The sequence below is a fragment of the Ruminococcus sp. NATIVEDY161 genome (genome assembly GCF_045819895.1).
In the GTDB taxonomy this organism is placed as follows: Bacteria; Bacillota; Clostridia; order Oscillospirales; family Acutalibacteraceae; genus Ruminococcoides.
In genome coordinates, this window is the sequence record NZ_CP162392.1 from 863,207 (window position 1) to 882,748 (window position 19,542).

Sequence of the window (19,542 nt, forward strand, 5' to 3'; positions counted from 1 at the left end):
AACCGTTAGGGCGTGTTTAATTCCCATTAAATAAATAATATGCTGAATTTGAGCTAAAAATATCAATAATATTGCATTATACCTTGATTTTCCTGCTTTAATGTGCTAAAATATCTTTGTGCGAAATTTTGAAGAATACCGCACATTTTGCGGTTTATAAAACAGGAGGGAAAATTTTGACATCAGAAAACATAATAATTCTGAGTGCATTTGCCGTGTATATGGTAATTATGATTGCCATCGGCGTAGTGTACTCCAGAAAAACGAAGAACAACGAGGACTACTTCCTCGGCGGCCGTAACCTCGGCGGATGGACCGCGGCGATGTCTGCTCAGGCTTCCGATATGAGCGGCTGGCTGCTGATGGGACTTCCCGGTTCAATTTACCTTGCCGGTACGGGTGAGGTGTGGATTGCGATTGGTTTGCTTATCGGTACAATCCTCAACTGGTTTATCGTATCGTCAAGACTTAGAAAGTACACCATTGTATCGGGCAACTCGCTGACGATCCCGAGCTTTTTCCAGAACCGCTACCGTGATAACCGCGGCGTAATCAAGATTGTGTCCGCTATTATCATCGCGATTTTCTTTGCGGTTTACACCGCTTCGGCGTTCAGCTCGGGCGCAAAGCTGTTTGCTACTCTCTTCGGTCACGGAGAAAACGGTCAGCTCGACCAGACAGCGTACTTTATCGGCTTGATTATCGCATCGGTTGTAATTCTTATTTACACCTTCCTCGGCGGCTTCGGCGCGGTATGCACCACTGACCTTATCCAGGGACTTTTGATGCTCGTGGCGATTCTCGCGGTTCCGATTGTAGCATATACAATACTCACTTGGGATCAGGGCTTTGCCACAGCACTCAGCGCAAAGGGCGTAAGCAATCCGGAAAACTTCCTGAACTTTATGAAGAACGACGACGGCTCTAACGTTTCTGCTGTTTCGATTATTTCAAACCTCGCTTGGGGACTTGGTTACTTCGGTATGCCCCACATCATTATCCGCTTTATGGCTATCAAGAATGAGGCTGAGGTTAAAAAGTCAAGAAAAATCGCCATTGTTTGGGTTATTATCTCGCTTGCGGCGGCTTGCCTTATCGGACTTATCGCGAGAGCGTTCCTCACTCACCAGCTTGACGCTTCAAACAGCGAGACAGCGTTTATCCGCCTGATTCAGCAGGTATTCTCAGGAAACGGCGTATTGATTTTTGTAGGCGGTATCTTCCTCTGCGGTATTTTGGCGGCAATTATGTCCACCGCGGACAGCCAGCTCCTTGTTACCGCGTCGGCGGTTTCCGAGGATATGTTCAAGGGCGTTATCAAGAAGAACGCGTCGGAAAAAACCTCGCTTTGGGTTGGTAAAATCGCGGTTGTTGTTGTAGCGGTTATCGCTTTCCTTATCGCGCTTGATCCGAACTCGAGCATTATGGGACTTGTTTCCGACGCATGGGCAGGCTTTGGCTCGGCATTCGGTCCGGTTGTACTGCTCGCGCTGTTCTGGAAGCGTTCAAACCTCGCAGGAGCTATTGCGGGTATGGCGACAGGCGCATTGACCGTTATCGTTTGGGACTACCTGCCGGTTGTTAACGGTCAGACAATTTACGCCGCTACAGGACTTTACTCACTGGTTGTAGGCTTTGCGCTTGCACTGGTTGTAAACGTTGTAGTATCGCTCATCACAAAGAAGCCTTCAAAGGAAATTACAGGCGAATTTGAGTCTATCAAAAACCTTGAAGTTTAAGAGCTAAATTGCGGCTTTGCCGCAGCTAAATTTGGCGTTGCCAAGCTAAATTTGCTTTGCAAGCTATATAATATTTAAAATGAATCCGGCTCAGAACCGCAACAGTTCCGAGCCGGATAATTTTATATTAGATAAAAATTTTTTATTGCTTGTAGTAATAAGTTGCTTTTAAATTTATTTAAAAAATTTGTTGTTATTTCCTATCAAATTAACAATGAGCCGCCAACCGTGGTCAGCAGCTCATTGTTTGCTGTAAAAATATTACTTGAGATATGTTGTTGTGTTGCCGATTTTTCCGCTGATTCCTTTGAAGCCTGTTGCGCAGCATACATATACTCTCATATTAGCCGCTCCGATGGAGGGAACTGTGAGTGTGTTGTTTGTAACGTTAACAACATCGCCTGTAACAGCGTCGATGTACTTTCCGTTGGGAACATTGTTAAATGTAGCGCCGCCGGAGATTGTTACACATGCGAGGCTGTCGGTTGAGCTGTCGGTGTAACGGCGGATGTACGCGATATTGCCCGAAGCAACGGCGTACTGTCCTTTTTGGAGAGCAGGTACTGCTCTGCGGATAGCGTTGAGCTTCATCAGGTGCTGTGCGAGCGGCTTGTTAAGTGTAGTTGCAACTGTGCCGGAAGCTGTGTACTTACTAAAATCGGTTGCGGTAACATCGCCCTCGAGGTAGTCGCCGTAGTAAGCTCTGCCTGAGTTTTCGAGCGAAATTAACGTACCCTTATCAATAAGCTCACCCTTCTTGAACTCTACCTCGGAACCGTAGTATACGCACGGAATTCCGCGGAAGGTGAACATAAGGTCAAGGTCTTCTGCCCAAGTCTGAGTTCCGCCGGTGAAGCGTGTGAACTCGTCGGGCTGCTCGGGAGAGTAGTCATGAGAATCAACGTACATTACATTATATGTAGCGTCGTTGTAATACTTATCGGAAGCCTTTGCAACACCGAACGCGCTGCTTGCAGAACCGAACATTCTGTGCATTGTAAAGTCGATTGCTTCCATACCCGAAGCCTTTGAACGGTCGGGCTTATGATAGGTTACTCCGCTGAGCGTAGCATTAGTAGATGTCGGCTGACTGCTGGGGTTATCCTCGGTCTTGTAGTGATCAAAGGTGAGGTTCATATTTGCGTTGATGTCCTCAGCCGTTGTGCCCCAATGCAGCTGTCAGCCCACTTTGAATTGCTCTCTTTCCAGGTGTAGTAGGGAGCGGATTCCTCTGCGTGGCCGCGGTACCAAACCTCGGTATAGCGTGTGCAGATTTCACCGAACATAAGGAAGTTGGGCTTGCCGGCTGCCTTTGCGGCGTCGTGAATTTGGTCGTTGAACATCATATCCTGATAAATCTTCATGCCCTTCTGGTGAACGGCGTGGATAAGATCCTGATAATCAAAATCGTCGCTCTCGTAACGGTAATCAACCGTGCCGAAGTCCATAGCGTGGTAGCCGTGGTAGTCATAACCCGAGGCGTTTGTAACAACGGAAGTTACCCAGATTGCGTTAAAGCCGAGCGCCTTGATGTAGTCGAGCTTGTCGGCAAGACCTTTGAAGTCGCCGCGCCATGCCGGGTCGGAATCGGGGTTGTTAGCGTTGCTGTCATCCCAACAGTGAACGTCGTTGCCGGTGTCGCCGTTATAAAAACGGGTTGTCATTACAAAGTAGAGTGTGTCCTCACGCGGATCGGAGCTGTCAATGGGGTCTGTCTGGTCGGGATAGGACCGTCCGCTGTAGCGGTGTAGTTGTAGGTCTTTGTAACCGTTGAGTTATCTGACGCCTGAACACATACGTTAACAACGTAGTTACCTGCCATTGTCGGGGTAAACTGATAGGTGTTGTTAAGGGTATAGTAAGGTGTGTTCTTTACACCGTTGGGATCGGTAACGATTTACTTGTAGAACAGCAGGTTTGTGCCGGTCTTTCCGCCGCCGGCTGTAACTGTAACGGTGTTTGCAACGCCTGCCTTGATAAGGTTGAGGTTAGCAGGAGTTACGCTCTTGATAATCGGCTTTGTAACCGAAGAATCGTCGGCAACTGTAAGTGCGAGTGTACGGCTGTTCTCGTTACCTGCGGTATCCATAAAGTCGTACTTGATTGTGTAGCTGCCTGCGACTGACGGAGTCCAGGTTACGGTCTTTGCGGTGCTGAAGTTAGAGATAACCGATGTGCCGCCGCCCGCGTTTGTAACCGAAAACTTGTAGTAAACGGTTGCGCCGTTAACATTTTTAGCCTCGGCGCTGAGGGTTACATCCATTCCGGGATAGATGTCGCTTGAAGGATCGGCTGTGTAGGAGCTTACGCGAAGATCGCTTGTGTCGTAAACCTTCCATGTGCTGCCGTCATAAATCTGTCCGTCATGCGCGGTGAGGTCGGTTGTCTGGCTCTGACCGTTGTTGCTGAATATGCAGTTAGCATATGTTTTTGTAGCGGTGTACATCCAAACATCGTCGTCAACCTTTGTCATAGCCTTGCCGGGCCAGCCGTTGTTGTCGGAGTTGCTGTTCCACATATAGCAGTACGGAGTTGACCAGTTATCATTATTCTTATAATAAACTGTTGTACCTGTGGAAGAAGATCCGCCGCTTGTAGTAGGCTGAACCGCTGAGGTTGTAGCGGTTGAACCGCCGGCTGAGGTTGTCTCCTGCGGAGCGTCTGCGTACGCCGACCATGTGCCCGCCTTGAGGTCATAAATTTGACCGCTCTTGCCGGGATAAGTGAGGTCGGTTGTCTGGTTGTCGTTGCCTCCGCTGCCATTGTCAAAAATAACTTTGTCGAAGGCCTTGGTCAGCTTGTAAGAATAAACGTTATCCTTAACAAGCGTCATTTTTACGCCCGGCCACGCGGCATTGTTGCCGAGGCTGTCGCTCCACATATAGCAGTAGACGTTGCTCCAGCCATTGTTCAGCCTGACATAAACAGTGTCTCCGGCGGCAGCGAACGCACTAACCGTGCCGGCCAAAACAGCTGAGAATACCAGGGCTAAACACAGCACAAGACATAAAAATTTGTGTTGTTTCTTTGCCATAATATGTCCCTCCATAGCATAGAATTTTGCGAAAATAATACTTTTCCGCATTATACAAATATAGTTTACAATAATTGCGTTTTTTTGATTTTTCTGTTTTAGAATTATTTATTTTTTAACTGCCAAAAATAAGCTCTTCTTTTTGTATGAATTGCCGATTGCGTTATGCAAAATTAAAAAAATAAAGCTCCCGAATTTGTATGCGCAAATTTCGAGAGCTTTTTTGGTTTATTTTTCGTTTTTAATCCTGTCCCAGTACGCCTTGAACGCCTGCTCGTTTTTGTTGTCTCCGAAGCGGTAATACCTTCTGTCCTTTATCGCGTCGGGCAGATACTGCTGATAGGTGTAGTGATTGGGATAATCGTGGGGATAGATATAGTGCTGGCCTTTGTTGGGGTTGTCCTCGCCGTCGTAGTGCATATTTTGGAGCCGGCGCGGAACAGGGCCTGAATTACCGCGGCGGATATCACCCAACGCCGCGTCGATTGCGGCTTCGCCGGAATTTGACTTGGGAGCGTTGCAGACCATAATAACCGCGTCGGCAAGGGGAATTCTCGCCTCGGGTAGTCCAACCGCCTGAGCTATGTCCACGCAGGCTTTTACAATCGGGATAATCTGCGGATATGCAAGTCCCACGTCCTCGCAGGCGCAGACCATAAGCCTTCTGCATGCGCTTGGAAGATCGCCTGCCTCGAGCAGTCTGCCGAGGTAATGAAGCGCCGCGTCGGGATCCGAGCCGCGCATACTTTTTTGATAAGCCGAAACTATGTCGTAGTGCTCGTCGCCGTCACGGTCGTAGCGCATGGAGCTTTTCTGTACGAGCTGTTCTGCGATTTCAACCGTGATTTTCTTAACTCCGTCCTCGGTATCGGCGGCTATTGCGGAGAGCTCGAGAGCGTTGAGCGCCTTGCGGACGTCGCCGCCGCAGCCTGCCGCGATTTTCTCCGCCGCGCCCCCGCACAGCTCAACCTCTGTTCCCTGCTCCTCTCCGAGCAGCTTTGCAGCGCGAGAAAGCGCTTTTTCGACCTCCTTAGGCTCGACCGATTTGAACTCGAACACCGTACAACGGCTCAAAATGGCGTTGTATACGTAAAAATACGGGTTCTCGGTAGTTGAGGCAATCAGGGTGATACTGCCGTTTTCAATGTACTCGAGCAGAGTTTGCTGCTGCTTTTTATTAAAATACTGAATCTCGTCGAGGTAGAGCAAAATTCCGTTTATTCCCTCAAAGGTGTCAAGCCCCGAAACAATCGACTTGATGTCCGCTGTAGAGGCGGTTGTACCGTTGAGCTTTTTGAGGGTTTTGTGCGTTTTGTTGGCTATATATGTGGCGAGAGTCGTCTTGCCCACGCCCGACGGACCGCAAAAGATAAGGTTCGGGATTTCGCCGCTCTCGACAATTTTTCTGAGCGGCTTACCGGGAGCGAGCAAATGGCGCTGACCGACGATATCGTCTATTGAACTCGGTCTTAATCTGTCTGCCAGGGGTTTGTTCATAAAATCACCTAAAAATTGCGGGCGAGACAGCGCTCGCCCATACAATCAAATCTTTTAATTATTCATAAAGAGGATACTTTTTGCAGATAGCCTCTACGCCGACCCTTACCTTCTCCTTGCTGTTCTCGTAGTCGTTGAGAACGAGGGTGATGTACTCTGCGATGAGGTCCATATCATCTTCGTTGAGACCTCTTGTTGTAACCGCGGCAGTGCCGATTCTTACGCCGCTGGTAACGAACGGTGAACGCGGTTCGCCGGGGATAGTGTTCTTGTTGACCGTGATGTAGCAGTCGTCAAGTCTTGCCTCGAGCTCCTTGCCGGTAACGTCGGTGTCGCGGAGGTCAAGCAGCATAACGTGGTTGTCTGTACCGCCCGAAACGAGCTTACAGCCGCGCTTGAGAAGTCCCTCGGCAAGCGCCTTGCAGTTTGAAACTACCTTTGCGCCGTACTCCTTGAATTCGGGCTTTAACGCCTCTCCGAAGCAAACTGCCTTTGCAGCGATTGTGTGCATAAGCGGACCGCCCTGGGTTCCGGGGAAGATTGCCTTGTCAATCTGCTTTGCGAATTCCTCACGGCAGAGGATAAGACCGCCGCGCGGACCGCGGAGAGTTTTGTGAGTTGTAGTTGTAACAAACTCACAGTAAGGCACGGGGTTGGGATGAACTCCTGCGGCTACAAGGCCTGCGATGTGAGCCATATCTACCATCAGATAAGCGCCTACAGCGTCGGCAATTTCTCTGAGCTTTGCGAAGTCGATAATTCTGGGATATGCGGAAGCGCCTGCCACAATCAGCTTGGGCTTACATTCCTTTGCAATTTCTAAAACCTTGTCGTAGTCAATGCGGTGGGTTTCGCTGTCAACGCCGTAGGGTACGAAGTTGAAGTATTTACCCGAAATGTTAACTGGCGAGCCGTGTGTGAGATGTCCGCCCTCGTTGAGGTTCATACCCATTACGGTGTCACCGGGCTCGAGCATAGCGAAGTAAACCGCTGTGTTTGCCTGTGCGCCCGAGTGAGGCTGAACGTTTGCGTGCTCTGCACCGAAAAGCTCGCAGGCGCGCTGACGCGCGATTTCCTCGACAACGTCTACGCACTCGCAGCCGCCGTAGTAACGCTTTCCGGGATAACCCTCGGCGTACTTGTTGGTCAGGTGGCTGCCCATTGCTGCCATAACAGCAGGTGTAACTATATTTTCGCTTGCGATGAGCTCAAGGTTACGTCTTTGTCTTTTGAGCTCGCTGTTCATTGCGTTTCCTACCGCGGGATCGTACTCCATAAGATATTCAAGTGCCGCGATGTTTGTAAGTTCACTCATTTTTAACTTCCCCTTTGTGTTTGATTAATCATTATATACTTAAGGCAACACCGCACAATTCAAGGCGCACGGCTTGCTTGAATATTATTCCGTCAGCTTGCCCAAAAAATCTCGGCAAGGCGTCAGCCTTACCTTGATTTATTTGTACAACCTGACGAAAAATCTTGCTGCGCAATCCGCACACCTGAATTATGCGGTATTGCCTTAAAGACTAAGCGCCTTCTGCTTTAAGGCGTATAAATCTTCCAATGTCTCAATTCTTCCTGCTTCATTTCTGAGCTTTGCCGCGCCTCGGATTCCCTTAAAATAGCCCATCACAAGCTTGCGCGCTTGTCTGAGCGCGATATACTCGCCCTTGTACTCGACCATCTTTTCAATGTGGGCGCACATAACGTCCAGCTTTTCGTCGAGAGAGGGATAATACAGCGGTTTTTCGGGATTTTCAAGCAGTGAATTTATCTGTGAAAATATCCACGGATTTCCGAGGCTCGCCCTGCCGACCATAACAAAGTCCGCGCCGGTTATTTCGAGCACATGCTTTGCTTTTTCGGCAGAATCAATATCTCCGTTTGCGATTACCGGAATACCTGCGCTCTGCTTTAGCTGACGGATTATATCGTAATCTACCGGCGGCTTGTAGTACTGACGGCGAGTTCTGCCGTGGATCGTCACCGCCGAAGCGCCTGCCTGCTCGCAAATCCCTGCGACTTCAATCGCGTTAATGCTGTCCTCGTCCCAGCCCTTGCGGATTTTTACCGTTACGGGCACGGGGCTGACTTCGACAACCGCCTTTACAATCTCGCCGCACAGCTTGGGATTTTTCATCAGGGCGCAGCCGCTTCCGCTTCCGCTGATTTTCGGAGCCGGACAACCCATATTTATGTCGATGATATCGGGGTTATTCTTCATAGCCGACAGCGCCGCCTGAGCCATTGTTGACGGCTCGTCACCGAAAATCTGAATTCCGCACGGACGTTCCTTGTCCGAGGTTTTCATAAGCTCCTCGCTCTTTTTGTCCTTAAATGAGAGCGCCTTCGAGCTTACCATTTCGCTGACACAGTAGCCTGCGCCGCAGCTTACGCAAAGCTCGCGGTAGGCCCGGTCGCTGATGCCTGCCATCGGCGCTAAAAGCGCGCGTGAATTCAGGCGTACTCCGCCTATTTTATACTCGCTCATACGCCGCGGTTTTTCCTTCCGCCTGCCTTTGTACTTATGGCAACGGCGAGAATTACAACAATTCCGACAGCCACGCAAATCCACGAGGCCGCGCCGAACGCCTTGTTTGTGGAGTAGGTCTTTTGGCTGACGGTTTTGGGAACCGTAGGCGGAATAAAGAACTCGGTTGTTCCGGTGTTTGAGTTGTTGTCGATGTTATTAATTTGTCTTTCGGTCTCCTGCTGAGGAGCTTCTGTCTCACGCTGAGGGGCTTCAGTCTCAATCTCAGGCTTGGGCGCCTCGGTCTCAGGCTGAGGCGCAGCGGTTTCAGGCTCGGGCTGAGGAGCTTCGGTTTCGGGTTGGGGAGCCTCGGTCTCAGGCGGAACATATTCTGTCTGAGCAGGCTCGTCCGGAACGTATGAACCCGATGAACTGCTGTCATCGTTATCCGCCAGAACTCCGAATGTGCCGAAAAGCAACAGCATTACGCCGAACAAAATTGCAAATACTCTTGCACCCAGCTTGCTGTGTTTCATATCAATACCTCACTGTAAATTGCGGTAAATCAATATATTGTGTGCATATATAGCTATTATACCAAACAAGAGGGTGTATTTCAATAGCAATTTTGACAGAGATTGGTTATAAGAAAACATATATTTTATAGATAAACCTGTTAAATCATTATTTTTAACTTAACACCTCGGACAAAACCTTTCCGAGCAAAGTACCCGTGTACTCTACCTCGTCGATTGAATTCGCGTCCGAGCCGACCTCGATAAGCAGAGAACCGTCGCAAATATATTCGTTATAGGCAAAAAAGTCAAAGCTGAGCGGTCTGGTCATTCCGGGGTAGAGCTTTTCCGCTGTATTTTGGATTTTCAGCGCAAAATTCAGGTTGTTCTGCCAGTGGTCAAAATCCCTCTCTCCGTAGTAATCGCAGCCCGACAGCACCATAATCTGAGCGCCTTGCTTTCCGTCGTACTCAAAAACAGGCTTTACCTTCCGCTCGTCTGTACCGAGCGCGTCGCGGTGGATATCGAGCACGACCTTAATCGAGCTGTTTTCCGCCATATCCGCCTGAACGGTCTGAGCGCTGCGGTCGTAAGCGCCGTTGTATGTAGAGTCGTGAACCGTGGTATCGTGCAGGGTTTTTATTCCGTTTTTCTCGAGCTCCTGAGCTATTTTATCGCCCACCGCCACAACGCTGAAATCCGTATTCTGCGTTCGGGAATAATAGCTTTCGTAAAAATAATCGACGCTTTCGTCGAGGTACGCCTCGGTTGTGTGGGTATGGTAGATAAGCACCTGCGGAGAGGATGAATTCTTCTCGGTTTTAAACGTGAGCGGAGCGTTTAAGAGACTCTCAAAATCAAAATCGAGTCCGGTTTTATTCTTAACGCAGCACTCCCCTACCGCCGTGCCGTCAAAGCCGATTTGCTTTTGAGCGACTTCATACTTTTCCTCGCCCTTATGAGGGGCAAGACTGTCGTAATAGCCTGTCTTATCGCGGACTTTTGCCGATGTTGAGGTCGAAGTTTTAACGCTCTTTTCCTTATCCTGCTTGACAGGCAGGGTTTGCTGAGTTTCTTCGGTTAACTCAGGCTCTGTACCTGCCTGCACGGGATACACGCCGTCGGTCAATGTAAACGCCGCGGCGGCAAGCGCTCCGCTCTGAGGGTCAAAACATTCCGGAAGTCTGCGAATAACACAAAAAGCCGCCAAAAACACGAGTGAAAACGCGACTGTCGCCTTTAGCAGCTTTAAGATTTTTCCTTTGATTTTCACATTACCACCCAAGTATATATATGCGGACAGGGTGGTATTTTATTACATCAGCTCGACAAGCTCGCTCAGGCTGAATCTGTCCTGCAAAGCGGCGTTCAGCGCAAATCCGAGCAGGCGCGAGGCTCGCTCTGTAAGCAAATCAATCTCGCGCGGAATAACGACCATATTCCTGCTAAGCTTTGGGAGATTTTCAAGCTCTCCCTGACGTTCCAAGCCGAGCAGATCGCCTGCCAGAGTCTGAACGTCAACGACAGTCGGAACGCCCACCGAAATCACCGGAACGCCGATTGTATCCTTGTTTATCCTCGTGCGGTGGTTTCCAACTCCTGCGCCCGGGGAAATTCCGGCGTCGCTTATTTGCAGAGTTGTACCGAGCCTTTCAAGCCTGCGCGAAGCAAGCGCGTCAATCACCACAACGGCGTTCGGGCGGATCCTCTTAACCACGCTGAGAATATACTCCCCTGTTTCAATACCGGTCTGACCTGTCACGCCGGTATTCATAACCGCCACGGGGCGCAATCCGTCAAGCCCTGCCGAACGCGCGAGCTCACCCTGGATATGCCTTGTCGCGAGCACCTTAAGCGCGGTTTTTGGTCCTAAGGCGTCCGGAGTAATCTCCTCATTTCCAAGACCTACCACGAGTATAAGTCCGTTCACAGGAATAAGCCTTCGGATTTCCCTGCCGATTGCCGCAAGGCGCTTGTCGGTCGATGTGAAATTATCCGTCAGCGACGGCAGAGCGACAGTGATATACGTTCCTATATCCTTGCCGAGCGTCTGCTTTGCCTTCTCCGTCTTTACCGTCAGGCGAGAGATTGAAAGTCCGCTTTCGCTGTAGGTTTTGTAGTCAATTCCCTTTACGCTGCCGCCTGCAAGCTCACGCGCTTCTACCGCGAGGTCGGTTCTCAGGTACATTTTCTCAGTCCTTAATAGTTTTCTAAATCTATTCTTTACTGCTTACAAATTATTATTCTTTACATTCGCTAAATTGTTTGATATAATATCAATAATTAGTCTCTGCTCATTAACCGCACGAAACGGATATGAGGTTATTTTTCAGCTTCAGCAGCATTGATATTACGTCGTACAGGAATCCCAAAAATCGGCGCAAAGAACCTCTTGCTAATTTTTCGAGGTTCAATACCAGTAGGGAAAGCGCAATGGAACAACGGGTCGTTGTATCGAGCTTCGTTCTGATGAGTCCCAAGCCGCAGCATCTCTTTGCGAGGCTGAAGCCTCGCTCGACTTCGATACGATCCGTGTTATCACTGTATGCAGTTTTGCGTTCCTCCGGCGTCGGTTCTTTTTTTGGACGCCCCAAAGCCGGACCGGATATACGGATACCCTTGCTCTTGCAGAAAGCTCTGTTGTTCCGATTGCGGTATATCTGATCGACCAGCACCCTTTCGGGATAGCGTCCGGTTCGCTTGCGGTATCTCTCTATTGCCGAGATGAGCACATCCGCTTCATTGTAAGCGTCAAAGGATAATCTCTCTAACCGTGCGAATCCGTTTTCATCAATGCTCATATCCAGCTTTGCACCGAATTCTACCGGAGCTTTTGCTTTGCCGCGCACGATGGGTCGGATATACGGCTGAGAAATACTGACGATGCGGTCTTTGACGCTGTGAACATTGTTGTCATACATGTACTTTTGCTGTTCATACAGCTCTTTGATGACCGTTAACCGCTTGGCTTGCTTTTCGGTAAGAACTACTCCGTTGGCTAATACAAACATATCGATATAGCCGAGGTCTCGACGAATATACTGAAGCTGCTGCTTGATCGCCTTGCGGATCTTTTTCTTGGTACGCTTTTTGCATTTCGCCAAATTCAGATAATCTTTTCTCGCGTTTTTGCGATACATCCTTGGCTTGTAAAAATTGTAGGTATAGCAGATATCGTCTATGATGGATTCAAGATTTTCTCTTGCCTCGTTCAGCAGATTGATGTCCTGCGGGTAAGAGATGTTCTGAGGAGCACAGGTAGCGTCAAGAATCAATGTGCCTTTGTTGTCTGCTTCGGATTTCTCATTCTCTTTGCTTTCAGCATCCTCGCCGCCATCGGAGTGACTGTTGTTATCCGAATCATCGTCTTCATTGTTTTCAGGCAGATTGAATTGGATCATCATTTCGTTGATGTCTTCAAGGATGTCATCTGTCAGACGTTTGCGAAACTCTACCAAAAGTGACGGCGCAAAAGGCGCTTCATAAGAATATCCCGGAAGTCCGATAAAGTATTGGTAGTAGGCATTCTCCTTGATTTGCTCGACAAGCTCACGGTCGGAATAATCATATTTCTTCTGGATCATCAGCGACCCGAGAGCTGTTTGTAAAGGTTTTGCCGGCATACCGGTCTCGCTCGGAAACAGCGCGGCATATTTTATCTCGATGTCGTACCACGGTATACTCGCAGCCTTCTTTACCCAGCGGTTCTCAGGATCCATCTGCATCCCTGCGGGCTGATTGAAATCTGTAAAACTCATTTGTTGATTTCTATGGAACTTATACATACTGTCCTCTAACTTAAGTGCAAGCTTTTTTATTGCTCTTGATTATTTTCTTGCACTTATTATAGCACATTTCGATGAAAAATGCACTGTTTATCGAGAATTTTACTGATTGCTTGTTTTGAAGGCAGTGACTAATTATACAGTTAATACTATTGAGGTACTATGATGAGATATAAAAAACTGTTAAGCTCGATAATCTCCGTAACCGCCGTATGCGCGGTTTTGGTCTCGGCGTTAAGCTTCTCTGCTTCTGCCGCGGAAATTGATGAGGAAGAATTAATCTCCGCTCCGCAGGCGGTTTTGGACAGCGTATCAGAGGGAAATACAGAAAGCTCAAGCCTTCCCTCAACGTACAGCTCGGTCGATTTGGGCTATGTTTCTTCCATTAAAGAGCAGCTTTACAACGACTGCTGGGTTTACGGCGCACTCGGAACGCTTGAATCCACGCTGTTAAAAAACGACCTATACATAGGCGATATGTCGGTCAATCACGCCAATATCTGGGGCTCGACACGCAGCAGCGGAAAGGGCTGGGTAAGACGTACAGGAGAAGCAGGCAGAGCAAAAATAATGCTCGGATATTTAACCTCATGGCAAGGAGCGGTTTTGGATAGCAAGCTGCCCGGCCTGGAATTAACCGATTTTACTCCTGACGAATTGCCGACAGGTTTGGCGGATTTCGGCGTTACTTCAATAAAATATCTTTACCGCGAGGATGCAGACTCAATCAAGCAGGCAATTATGGAGAGTGGCGGTATCAGCACATACTATTCAAATTCCGTAAACTGCTTTAATTACGACACTTATTCGTTCTATATGTCCCCCGACTATGCCGACTCTTATATGGGACACGCGATTGAGATTGTCGGCTGGGACGATAATTACTCAGCAGAGAACTTCAAGGAAACTCCCTCGGAAAACGGCGCATGGCTTGTCAAGAACAGTTGGGGCGATGATTGGGGCATCAACGGATTTTTCTGGATTTCCTACGAGGACAGGGATTTGTTCCATCCCACAAAGTACACCCCGTCATATCAGATTAAGTCGATTGATAAAATCACCGAAGATACCAAGCTTTTGCAAAACGAAATTTACGGCGCGACATATGAGTTTAATTACATTAAAGGCGACGAGCTGACCGCGTTCGAAAGCTTTGATTTTGACAGCGATTATAATGTGCTTGACAAGGTGGTTTTTGAGACTACAAGCCAAGGTGCTGACTACAAAATTTACTACGTTCCCGACAAAGACGGCGTACCCGACAGCGACGAAAGCAACTGGACTGAGCTTTACAGCTCAACGGTTGAATACTCAGGATATATTTGCGCTGACTTTGATGATTTTGAAATTCCCGATTCGTCAGGTAATGTGGCTATTAGAATTTCTGCACTTCCCGGCGCTGAAAGCGCAAGCCTCGGCGTTTGCGAATGGCTTACCTCGGGCGGAAAATTCACTTTTAAGTATCAAACCGAAAAAGACCTAAGCTACGTTATGGACAACGGCAAAATCTACGATACCAAGGACTGGTACTCCGAGATTGGCGACGACAATATGGGCGGAACTTTTTCGATTAAAGCGATTACCAAAAAGTCTGCTCCCAAGCCCGGCGATGTTGACCTCAACGGCATTGTCGATATCAACGACGCAACCCTGCTCCAAAAGCACATAGCTCTGATTGTAAAACTTGAAGATAAAGCATTATCGGTTTCCGATATGAATGGTGACGGTTATATCACAATCTCCGACGTTACCCTTATCCAGCAAATGATAGCTGAAATTTAAAAAGTGCAGGTGGGCACTCTCGCCCGCCTTTGGAAAATGTGACCGTACGGAAAATATCTGTAACGGCGGGATTAAAATGCAGCAGTATCATATAAAGTAAAAACAGGCTCTCCGAAACTAACGGAGAGCCATTTTTTTATGATATTAAACTTATTCCTGAGCCGTCTTAATCACTCACACGGCTCAAATTTTTCTGATAATTTTTGATTTCTTTCCGCATTTACACTTGAAATATTAATTAAAATTCCATAATCATCTTTTCTTCTCAAATATGTTGTAACGCATTTTCATCGTAATTCATCCTAAATAAAAATTTAACAATACTATAATATATTAGATTAATAGATTTGTAAATAAAAATAAACAGTTTTATGCTCGCCACATAGGACGTGATGTTACGAGAACTCAGCCTACTCCCCGTCCGCTAAAAACAGTCCACAGGACTGTTTTTTTACGCGGACCTTCGAGCCCGGTTGGATAATGAGGGAACAAAAAATAATAGGAACAGCATTTGCTGTTCCTATTATTTTTGGCTCCCCCAACTGGGCTCGAACCAGTGACATCATGATTAACAGTCATGCGCTCTCCTTACTGTCACACTCAACACCCGAGTGTGTTATCCAAGTGATTGTTGGACAAGTTTGTGAGCACTAATTCATTTCGCTACTATAGATAATTGGTATTTCCTTTTATCTATATTATATAGTATCCTAAACAAATGTCAACTAACCAATTAATCATTTCCCAATGATGATTGTTTTAAAAACTTCTATTGTTTCAAGAGCCATCTTGACAGATTCCTCAACCGGATACTTTTTAGAATAGCGTCAAGAATCAATGTGCCTTTGTTGTCTGCTTCGGAGTTCTCATTCTCTTTGCTTTCAGCATCCTCGCCGCCATCGGAGTGACTGTTGTTATCCGAATCATCGTCTTCATTGTTTTCAGGCAGATTGAATTGGATCATCATTTCGTTGATATCTTCAAGGATGTCATCTGTCAGACGTTTGCGAAACTCTACCAAAAGTGACGGTGCAAAAGGCGCTTCATAAGAATATCCCGGAAGTCCGATAAAGTATTGGTAGTAGGCATTCTCCTTGATTTGCTCGACAAGCTCACGGTCGGAATAATCATATTTCTTCTGGATCATCAGCGACCCGAGAGCTGTTTGTAAAGGTTTTGCCGGCATACCGGTCTCGCTCGGAAACAGCGCGGCATATTTTATCTCGATGTCGTACCACGGTATACTCGCAGCCTTCTTTACCCAGCGGTTCTCAGGATCCATCTGCATCCCTGCGGGCTGATTGAAATCTGTAAAACTCATTTGTTGATTTCTATGGAACTTATACATACTGTCCTCTAACTTAAGTGCAAGCTTTTTTATTGCTCTTGATTATTTTCTTGCACTTATTATAGCACATTTCGATGAAAAATGCACTGTTTATCGAGAATTTTACTGATTGCTTGTTTTGAAGGCAGTGATTAATTAAAATTTACTTACTTGGAAAAGAGGGTTATTATGATTGTTCTCGCCTCTGCTTCGCCGAGAAGGCAGGAGCTTTTATCGCTGATTACGGAAAATTATAAAATTGAACCGGCGCACATTGACGAAAGCATTCACGAACAAATTGACCTTTATAAAATTCCGGAGCACCTTGCCTTTAAAAAGGCGGAGTATGTTCACAAGCTGCACCCCGACGACACGGTTATCGGCTGCGATACCGGTGTTTTTGTTGACAGCCAGATGATCGGCAAGCCGAAATCCGACAAGGCGGCTTTTGAGATCCTTAAACTGCTGTCGGGCAAAACTCACCTCGTTATAACCGGCTGCGCAATTTTTAAGGGCAGCAGAGTGATCAGGTTTTCGCAGGTCACCGAGGTTGAATTTTATGAACTTAGCAACGCGGAGATCGAGGAATACATCGCCACGGGCGATCCGTCGGACAAAGCAGGCGCTTACGGAATTCAGGGCAAGGGTTCGCTGCTTGTCAGGCAGATCAAGGGCGACTACTTTAACGTGGTCGGACTGCCGGTTGCCCTGCTGAATAAAAAGCTGAATGAAATTTAAAAACAGGGAGCGGTTGACTGCTCCCTGCTTTTTCTTTGTAAGGTGTTTCGGCATTTGCCGGCGACTTTTATTTTTTGTTCGGATTTTTCACCATTTTGCCGTTGATAAATATATAGTCGTCGTCGGATCGAGTATTTTGCACGGTTTGTTTTTCTTCTTCGGAAAGCACGTTTTTGGGTTGTTCGGCGTTATTTACAAACGAACCCATATTTTCCTGCATTCCCTTTGAAATCATTGAAACAATTAAATATGTTATAAGCAGAGGCAATAATGCAGTAATTAAAATTATCGCCGCTGTTCTTGCCGCGCCGTCGGTGAAAACAAGCAGAAAAACCGAGCCTCCCGCAAGTACGCCGACCATGACAAAGGTGATTATATTGGTAAGGATTTTACCGAAAATCATCAGCAGTGAGTTTTTATAAAGGTCGCGGTAACGAAGCTCATAGGTCACAGCCATAAGCGGAAGGTAAAACAGCATGAGTATCATTATTGCCGTAAAAAGAATGTAGATAACGAGAATATACGCAAAAACAATGTCGGTTTGCGCCTGGGTGAAGTAGTATAGGATTGCGAAAAACGAAGAAGCGAAAATAAGGTATATAACAAATCCGTGAAATATAAAATCCTTAAAATTTTCCCTGACCGCCTTAAAAAAAGTCGAAATTACGGGAACGAAATTTTTCTCGACAGAATATTTTCGCACGACCATTACAAGTCCGGGCAGGAAAACCGACGACGGAATTATTCCGAGCCCCCACACAAGAATATTGTCAAAGCCCGAAAGCTTTGCGGCTGAAATCGATAATGTCATAAACGCGGCAAAAAAAGCCGAAAATATAACTCCCGCGAGCAACAGCGCCGGAAAACGCGAGAAGAAAACAGTAAACGAATTTTGTTTTTTATTATTCATTCTTTTTACCTCTGAGTAGTTTTTCAAGAGATAGTATATCACAGTTTGACAAAGTTTTTCAATATTATTCTATTTTTACACATATTACAAAATTGTGTTTGTTGATTCTTTTAAAGAAATATAGTTATAATCTTCATTTATAGCGTTATAAATTGGTTATTAAATTGTAACCAACACACAAAGCAACAAAAAGTACACTAAATTTTCAACAATAAGTCAAAAGTTTTTCTTGATTTTTAACAGATAAAATGCTATTATTTATATAAATTGAAAGCTTAATATCAGGCTTTCGACGTATATCCGACGGATTTCGGATAAATATTTTCAGAAAAGGTGATTGACGTGAAAAAGACACATCTCAAAAGAGCGTCTGCTCTTGTTCTTGCCGCTTTGATGGCAGGTACAGCACTTGCAGGCTGCGGCGGAATCTCAAGCTCAGGTTCAGGTTCAGCTGCTTCCGGCGAAGAAAAGAAGGGCGACGCTTCAAAGGGCAAGGTTTATTACTTAAACTTTAAGCCCGAGCAGGACGAGGCTTGGCAGAATCTTGCAAAAGAATACACCAAGGCAAAGGGCGTTGAGGTAACAGTTAAGACTGCTGCCGAAGGCACCTATGAGCAGACTCTTACCTCGGAAATGAACAAGGACAACGCTCCCACACTGTTCCAGGTAAACGGTCCCGTAGGACTTGCCAAATGGGGCGAATTCTGCGACGACCTTACAAATTCCGAGATTGCAAAGAATTTAACAAAAGAAGACTTTGCACTCAAAGAGGACGGCAAAATCAAGGGTATCGCTTATGTAATCGAGACCTATGGTATCATTTACAACAAAACTCTCCTTCAGAAGTATTGTGATTCCGATTACGCCACAGTTAAGAAGATCGATGACATCAACAGCTTCGACAAGCTTAAGACTGTTGCGGAAGAAATCCAGAAGAACAAAGAGGCTCTTGGAGTAGAAGGCGCGTTCACATCGGCAGGTATGGATTCTTCATCAGACTGGAGATTCAAAACTCACCTTGCTAACCTTCCCATCTATTTCGAGTACAAGGATGACAATGTATCCGATAAGAAAGAGTTAAAAGGCACCTACCTTGACAACTACAAGAACATCTTTGATCTGTACATTAACAACTCCACCTGCAAGCCCACAGAGCTGGCTTCAAAGACAGGCGAAAACGCCGAGACAGAGTTTAAGGACGGCAAGGCTGTATTCTTCCAGAACGGTACATGGGAATACGACGCAATTTCAAAGTCTCTTAAGGATGACGAAATGGGCATGCTTCCTATTTACATCGGCGCAGGCGATGAAGCTACACAGGGACTTTGCACAGGTACAGAAAACTATTGGTGCGTAAACACCAATGCAAGCGATGACGACAAGGCAGCTACACTTGAGTTCATCAACTGGTGTGTATCAAGCGAAGAAGGCACAAAGGCTATGGCTGAAAAAATGAACTTTACAATTCCTTTCAATGCAGCCAAAGAGTCAAAGAACGCTCTTGTTAAGATTGACACCGAGCTTACAAAAGCAGGCAAAACTCCCGTTAGCTGGAACTTTACAACAATGCCCAGCGAAGAGTGGAAGAACGGCGTAGGCGCTGCTCTTACTCAGTACGCCGCAGGCACAGGCGACTGGGATGCTGTAAAGAAGGCATTTGTTGACAACTGGAAGACAGAGAAAGCAAAGGCTACGGAATAATCGGCAACTCTGAATTTAAGTTGAATTAATCAGCATATAAATTT

General features: G+C 46.9%; 16 protein-coding genes and 1 pseudogene. 4 read left to right on the forward strand and 13 right to left on the reverse strand.

Features of this window, described 5'->3' with window-relative positions:
- Positions 1–176 precede the first annotated feature (176 nt).
- Entirely contained in the window at positions 177–1,739 is a 1,563-nt protein-coding gene (gene putP, locus AB1I50_RS04115; RefSeq protein ID WP_407724982.1) for a sodium/proline symporter PutP, read from the forward strand.
- A 261-nt stretch (positions 1,740–2,000) separates the two neighbouring features.
- On the opposite strand, the gene AB1I50_RS04120 is transcribed toward putP, so the two are convergent.
- The 11 genes from AB1I50_RS04120 to AB1I50_RS04170 all read right to left on the reverse strand — a co-directional run bounded on the left by AB1I50_RS04120 (position 2,001) and on the right by AB1I50_RS04170 (position 13,040).
- Positions 2,001–2,876: an alpha-amylase family protein gene (locus AB1I50_RS04120; protein ID WP_407724983.1), complete on the reverse strand. Its 876-nt coding sequence runs from the start codon at positions 2,874–2,876 to the stop codon at positions 2,001–2,003.
- Positions 2,873–3,403 carry an alpha-amylase family glycosyl hydrolase gene (locus AB1I50_RS04125; RefSeq protein ID WP_407724984.1) on the reverse strand — a complete coding sequence of 177 codons (531 nt, stop codon included), beginning with the start codon at positions 3,401–3,403 and terminating at the stop codon, positions 2,873–2,875. Before AB1I50_RS04125 ends, AB1I50_RS04120 begins: the two co-directional genes overlap by 4 nt.
- The gene (locus AB1I50_RS04130; protein WP_407724985.1) at positions 3,403–3,561 is read right to left on the reverse strand and encodes a hypothetical protein; all 159 of its coding nucleotides are present in this window, start codon (positions 3,559–3,561) and stop codon (positions 3,403–3,405) included. The genes AB1I50_RS04125 and AB1I50_RS04130 overlap by 1 nt, the downstream gene beginning before the upstream one ends.
- Before the next feature lie 75 nt (positions 3,562–3,636).
- A complete protein-coding gene (locus AB1I50_RS04135) occupies positions 3,637–4,773 on the reverse strand; it encodes a starch-binding protein (RefSeq protein ID WP_407724986.1) in 1,137 nt (378 codons plus the stop codon).
- A gap of 228 nt (positions 4,774–5,001) precedes the next feature.
- Entirely contained in the window at positions 5,002–6,270 is a 1,269-nt protein-coding gene (locus AB1I50_RS04140) for a replication-associated recombination protein A (protein WP_407724987.1), read from the reverse strand.
- A 58-nt stretch (positions 6,271–6,328) separates the two neighbouring features.
- Positions 6,329–7,585, reverse strand: a complete 1,257-nt coding sequence (gene glyA / locus AB1I50_RS04145) for a serine hydroxymethyltransferase (RefSeq protein WP_407724988.1) — start codon at positions 7,583–7,585, stop codon at positions 6,329–6,331.
- 204 nt (positions 7,586–7,789) lie between these two features.
- Positions 7,790–8,761: a tRNA dihydrouridine synthase DusB gene (dusB, locus tag AB1I50_RS04150; RefSeq protein WP_407724989.1), complete on the reverse strand. Its 972-nt coding sequence runs from the start codon at positions 8,759–8,761 to the stop codon at positions 7,790–7,792.
- Positions 8,758–9,276 (reverse strand): hypothetical protein, encoded by a 519-nt coding sequence (locus AB1I50_RS04155; RefSeq protein WP_407724990.1) that lies wholly within the window; start codon positions 9,274–9,276, stop codon positions 8,758–8,760. Before AB1I50_RS04155 ends, dusB begins: the two co-directional genes overlap by 4 nt.
- A 154-nt stretch (positions 9,277–9,430) precedes the next feature.
- The gene (gene spoIIP, locus AB1I50_RS04160; protein ID WP_407724991.1) at positions 9,431–10,528 is read right to left on the reverse strand and encodes a stage II sporulation protein P; all 1,098 of its coding nucleotides are present in this window, start codon (positions 10,526–10,528) and stop codon (positions 9,431–9,433) included.
- A gap of 42 nt (positions 10,529–10,570) precedes the next feature.
- A complete protein-coding gene (gene gpr / locus AB1I50_RS04165; protein WP_407724992.1) occupies positions 10,571–11,443 on the reverse strand; it encodes a GPR endopeptidase in 873 nt (290 codons plus the stop codon).
- A gap of 109 nt (positions 11,444–11,552) precedes the next feature.
- Complete coding sequence (locus AB1I50_RS04170) at positions 11,553–13,040, reverse strand: IS5 family transposase (RefSeq protein ID WP_407723075.1); 1,488 nt, start codon at positions 13,038–13,040, stop codon at positions 11,553–11,555.
- Between the two features lie 165 nt (positions 13,041–13,205).
- Between AB1I50_RS04170 and AB1I50_RS04175 the strand changes: the two genes are divergently transcribed.
- Positions 13,206–14,822: a C1 family peptidase gene (locus AB1I50_RS04175; RefSeq protein ID WP_407724993.1), complete on the forward strand. Its 1,617-nt coding sequence runs from the start codon at positions 13,206–13,208 to the stop codon at positions 14,820–14,822.
- Between the two features lie 823 nt (positions 14,823–15,645).
- On the opposite strand, the pseudogene AB1I50_RS04180 reads toward AB1I50_RS04175, so the two are convergent.
- Positions 15,646–16,170: pseudogene (locus AB1I50_RS04180) on the reverse strand (transposase); the annotation flags it as partial.
- Positions 16,171–16,338: 168 nt separating this feature from the next.
- On the opposite strand from AB1I50_RS04180, the gene AB1I50_RS04185 reads away from it, so the two are divergent.
- The gene (locus tag AB1I50_RS04185; RefSeq protein WP_407724994.1) at positions 16,339–16,887 is read left to right on the forward strand and encodes a Maf family protein; all 549 of its coding nucleotides are present in this window, start codon (positions 16,339–16,341) and stop codon (positions 16,885–16,887) included.
- Positions 16,888–16,954: 67 nt separating this feature from the next.
- Here the strand turns inward: AB1I50_RS04185 and AB1I50_RS04190 are convergent, their stop codons facing one another.
- On the reverse strand, positions 16,955–17,797 hold the full coding sequence (locus AB1I50_RS04190; RefSeq protein ID WP_407724995.1) for a YesL family protein: 843 nt from the start codon (positions 17,795–17,797) through the stop codon (positions 16,955–16,957).
- Positions 17,798–18,139: 342 nt separating this feature from the next.
- Between AB1I50_RS04190 and AB1I50_RS04195 the strand changes: the two genes are divergently transcribed.
- Complete coding sequence (locus AB1I50_RS04195) at positions 18,140–19,498, forward strand: ABC transporter substrate-binding protein (protein ID WP_407724996.1); 1,359 nt, start codon at positions 18,140–18,142, stop codon at positions 19,496–19,498.
- The last annotated feature ends 44 nt before the right edge of the window (positions 19,499–19,542 follow it).

Bases quoted from the DNA above. Each gene is read 5' to 3' on its own strand.
- AB1I50_RS04120 (WP_407724983.1), bottom strand. From the start codon at position 2,876: ATGAACCTCACCTTTGATCACTACAAGACCGAGGATAACCCCAGCAGT.
- AB1I50_RS04125 (WP_407724984.1), bottom strand. From the start codon at position 3,403: ATGACAACCCGTTTTTATAACGGCGACACCGGCAACGACGTTCACTGT.
- AB1I50_RS04130 (WP_407724985.1), bottom strand. From the start codon at position 3,561: ATGGCAGGTAACTACGTTGTTAACGTATGTGTTCAGGCGTCAGATAAC.
- AB1I50_RS04135 (WP_407724986.1), bottom strand. From the start codon at position 4,773: ATGGCAAAGAAACAACACAAATTTTTATGTCTTGTGCTGTGTTTAGCC.
- AB1I50_RS04140 (WP_407724987.1), bottom strand. From the start codon at position 6,270: ATGAACAAACCCCTGGCAGACAGATTAAGACCGAGTTCAATAGACGAT.
- glyA (WP_407724988.1), bottom strand. From the start codon at position 7,585: ATGAGTGAACTTACAAACATCGCGGCACTTGAATATCTTATGGAGTAC.
- dusB (WP_407724989.1), bottom strand. From the start codon at position 8,761: ATGAGCGAGTATAAAATAGGCGGAGTACGCCTGAATTCACGCGCGCTT.
- AB1I50_RS04155 (WP_407724990.1), bottom strand. From the start codon at position 9,276: ATGAAACACAGCAAGCTGGGTGCAAGAGTATTTGCAATTTTGTTCGGC.
- gpr (WP_407724992.1), bottom strand. From the start codon at position 11,443: ATGTACCTGAGAACCGACCTCGCGGTAGAAGCGCGTGAGCTTGCAGGC.
- AB1I50_RS04170 (WP_407723075.1), bottom strand. From the start codon at position 13,040: ATGTATAAGTTCCATAGAAATCAACAAATGAGTTTTACAGATTTCAAT.
- AB1I50_RS04175 (WP_407724993.1), top strand. From the start codon at position 13,206: ATGAGATATAAAAAACTGTTAAGCTCGATAATCTCCGTAACCGCCGTA.
- AB1I50_RS04185 (WP_407724994.1), top strand. From the start codon at position 16,339: ATGATTGTTCTCGCCTCTGCTTCGCCGAGAAGGCAGGAGCTTTTATCG.
- AB1I50_RS04190 (WP_407724995.1), bottom strand. From the start codon at position 17,797: ATGAATAATAAAAAACAAAATTCGTTTACTGTTTTCTTCTCGCGTTTT.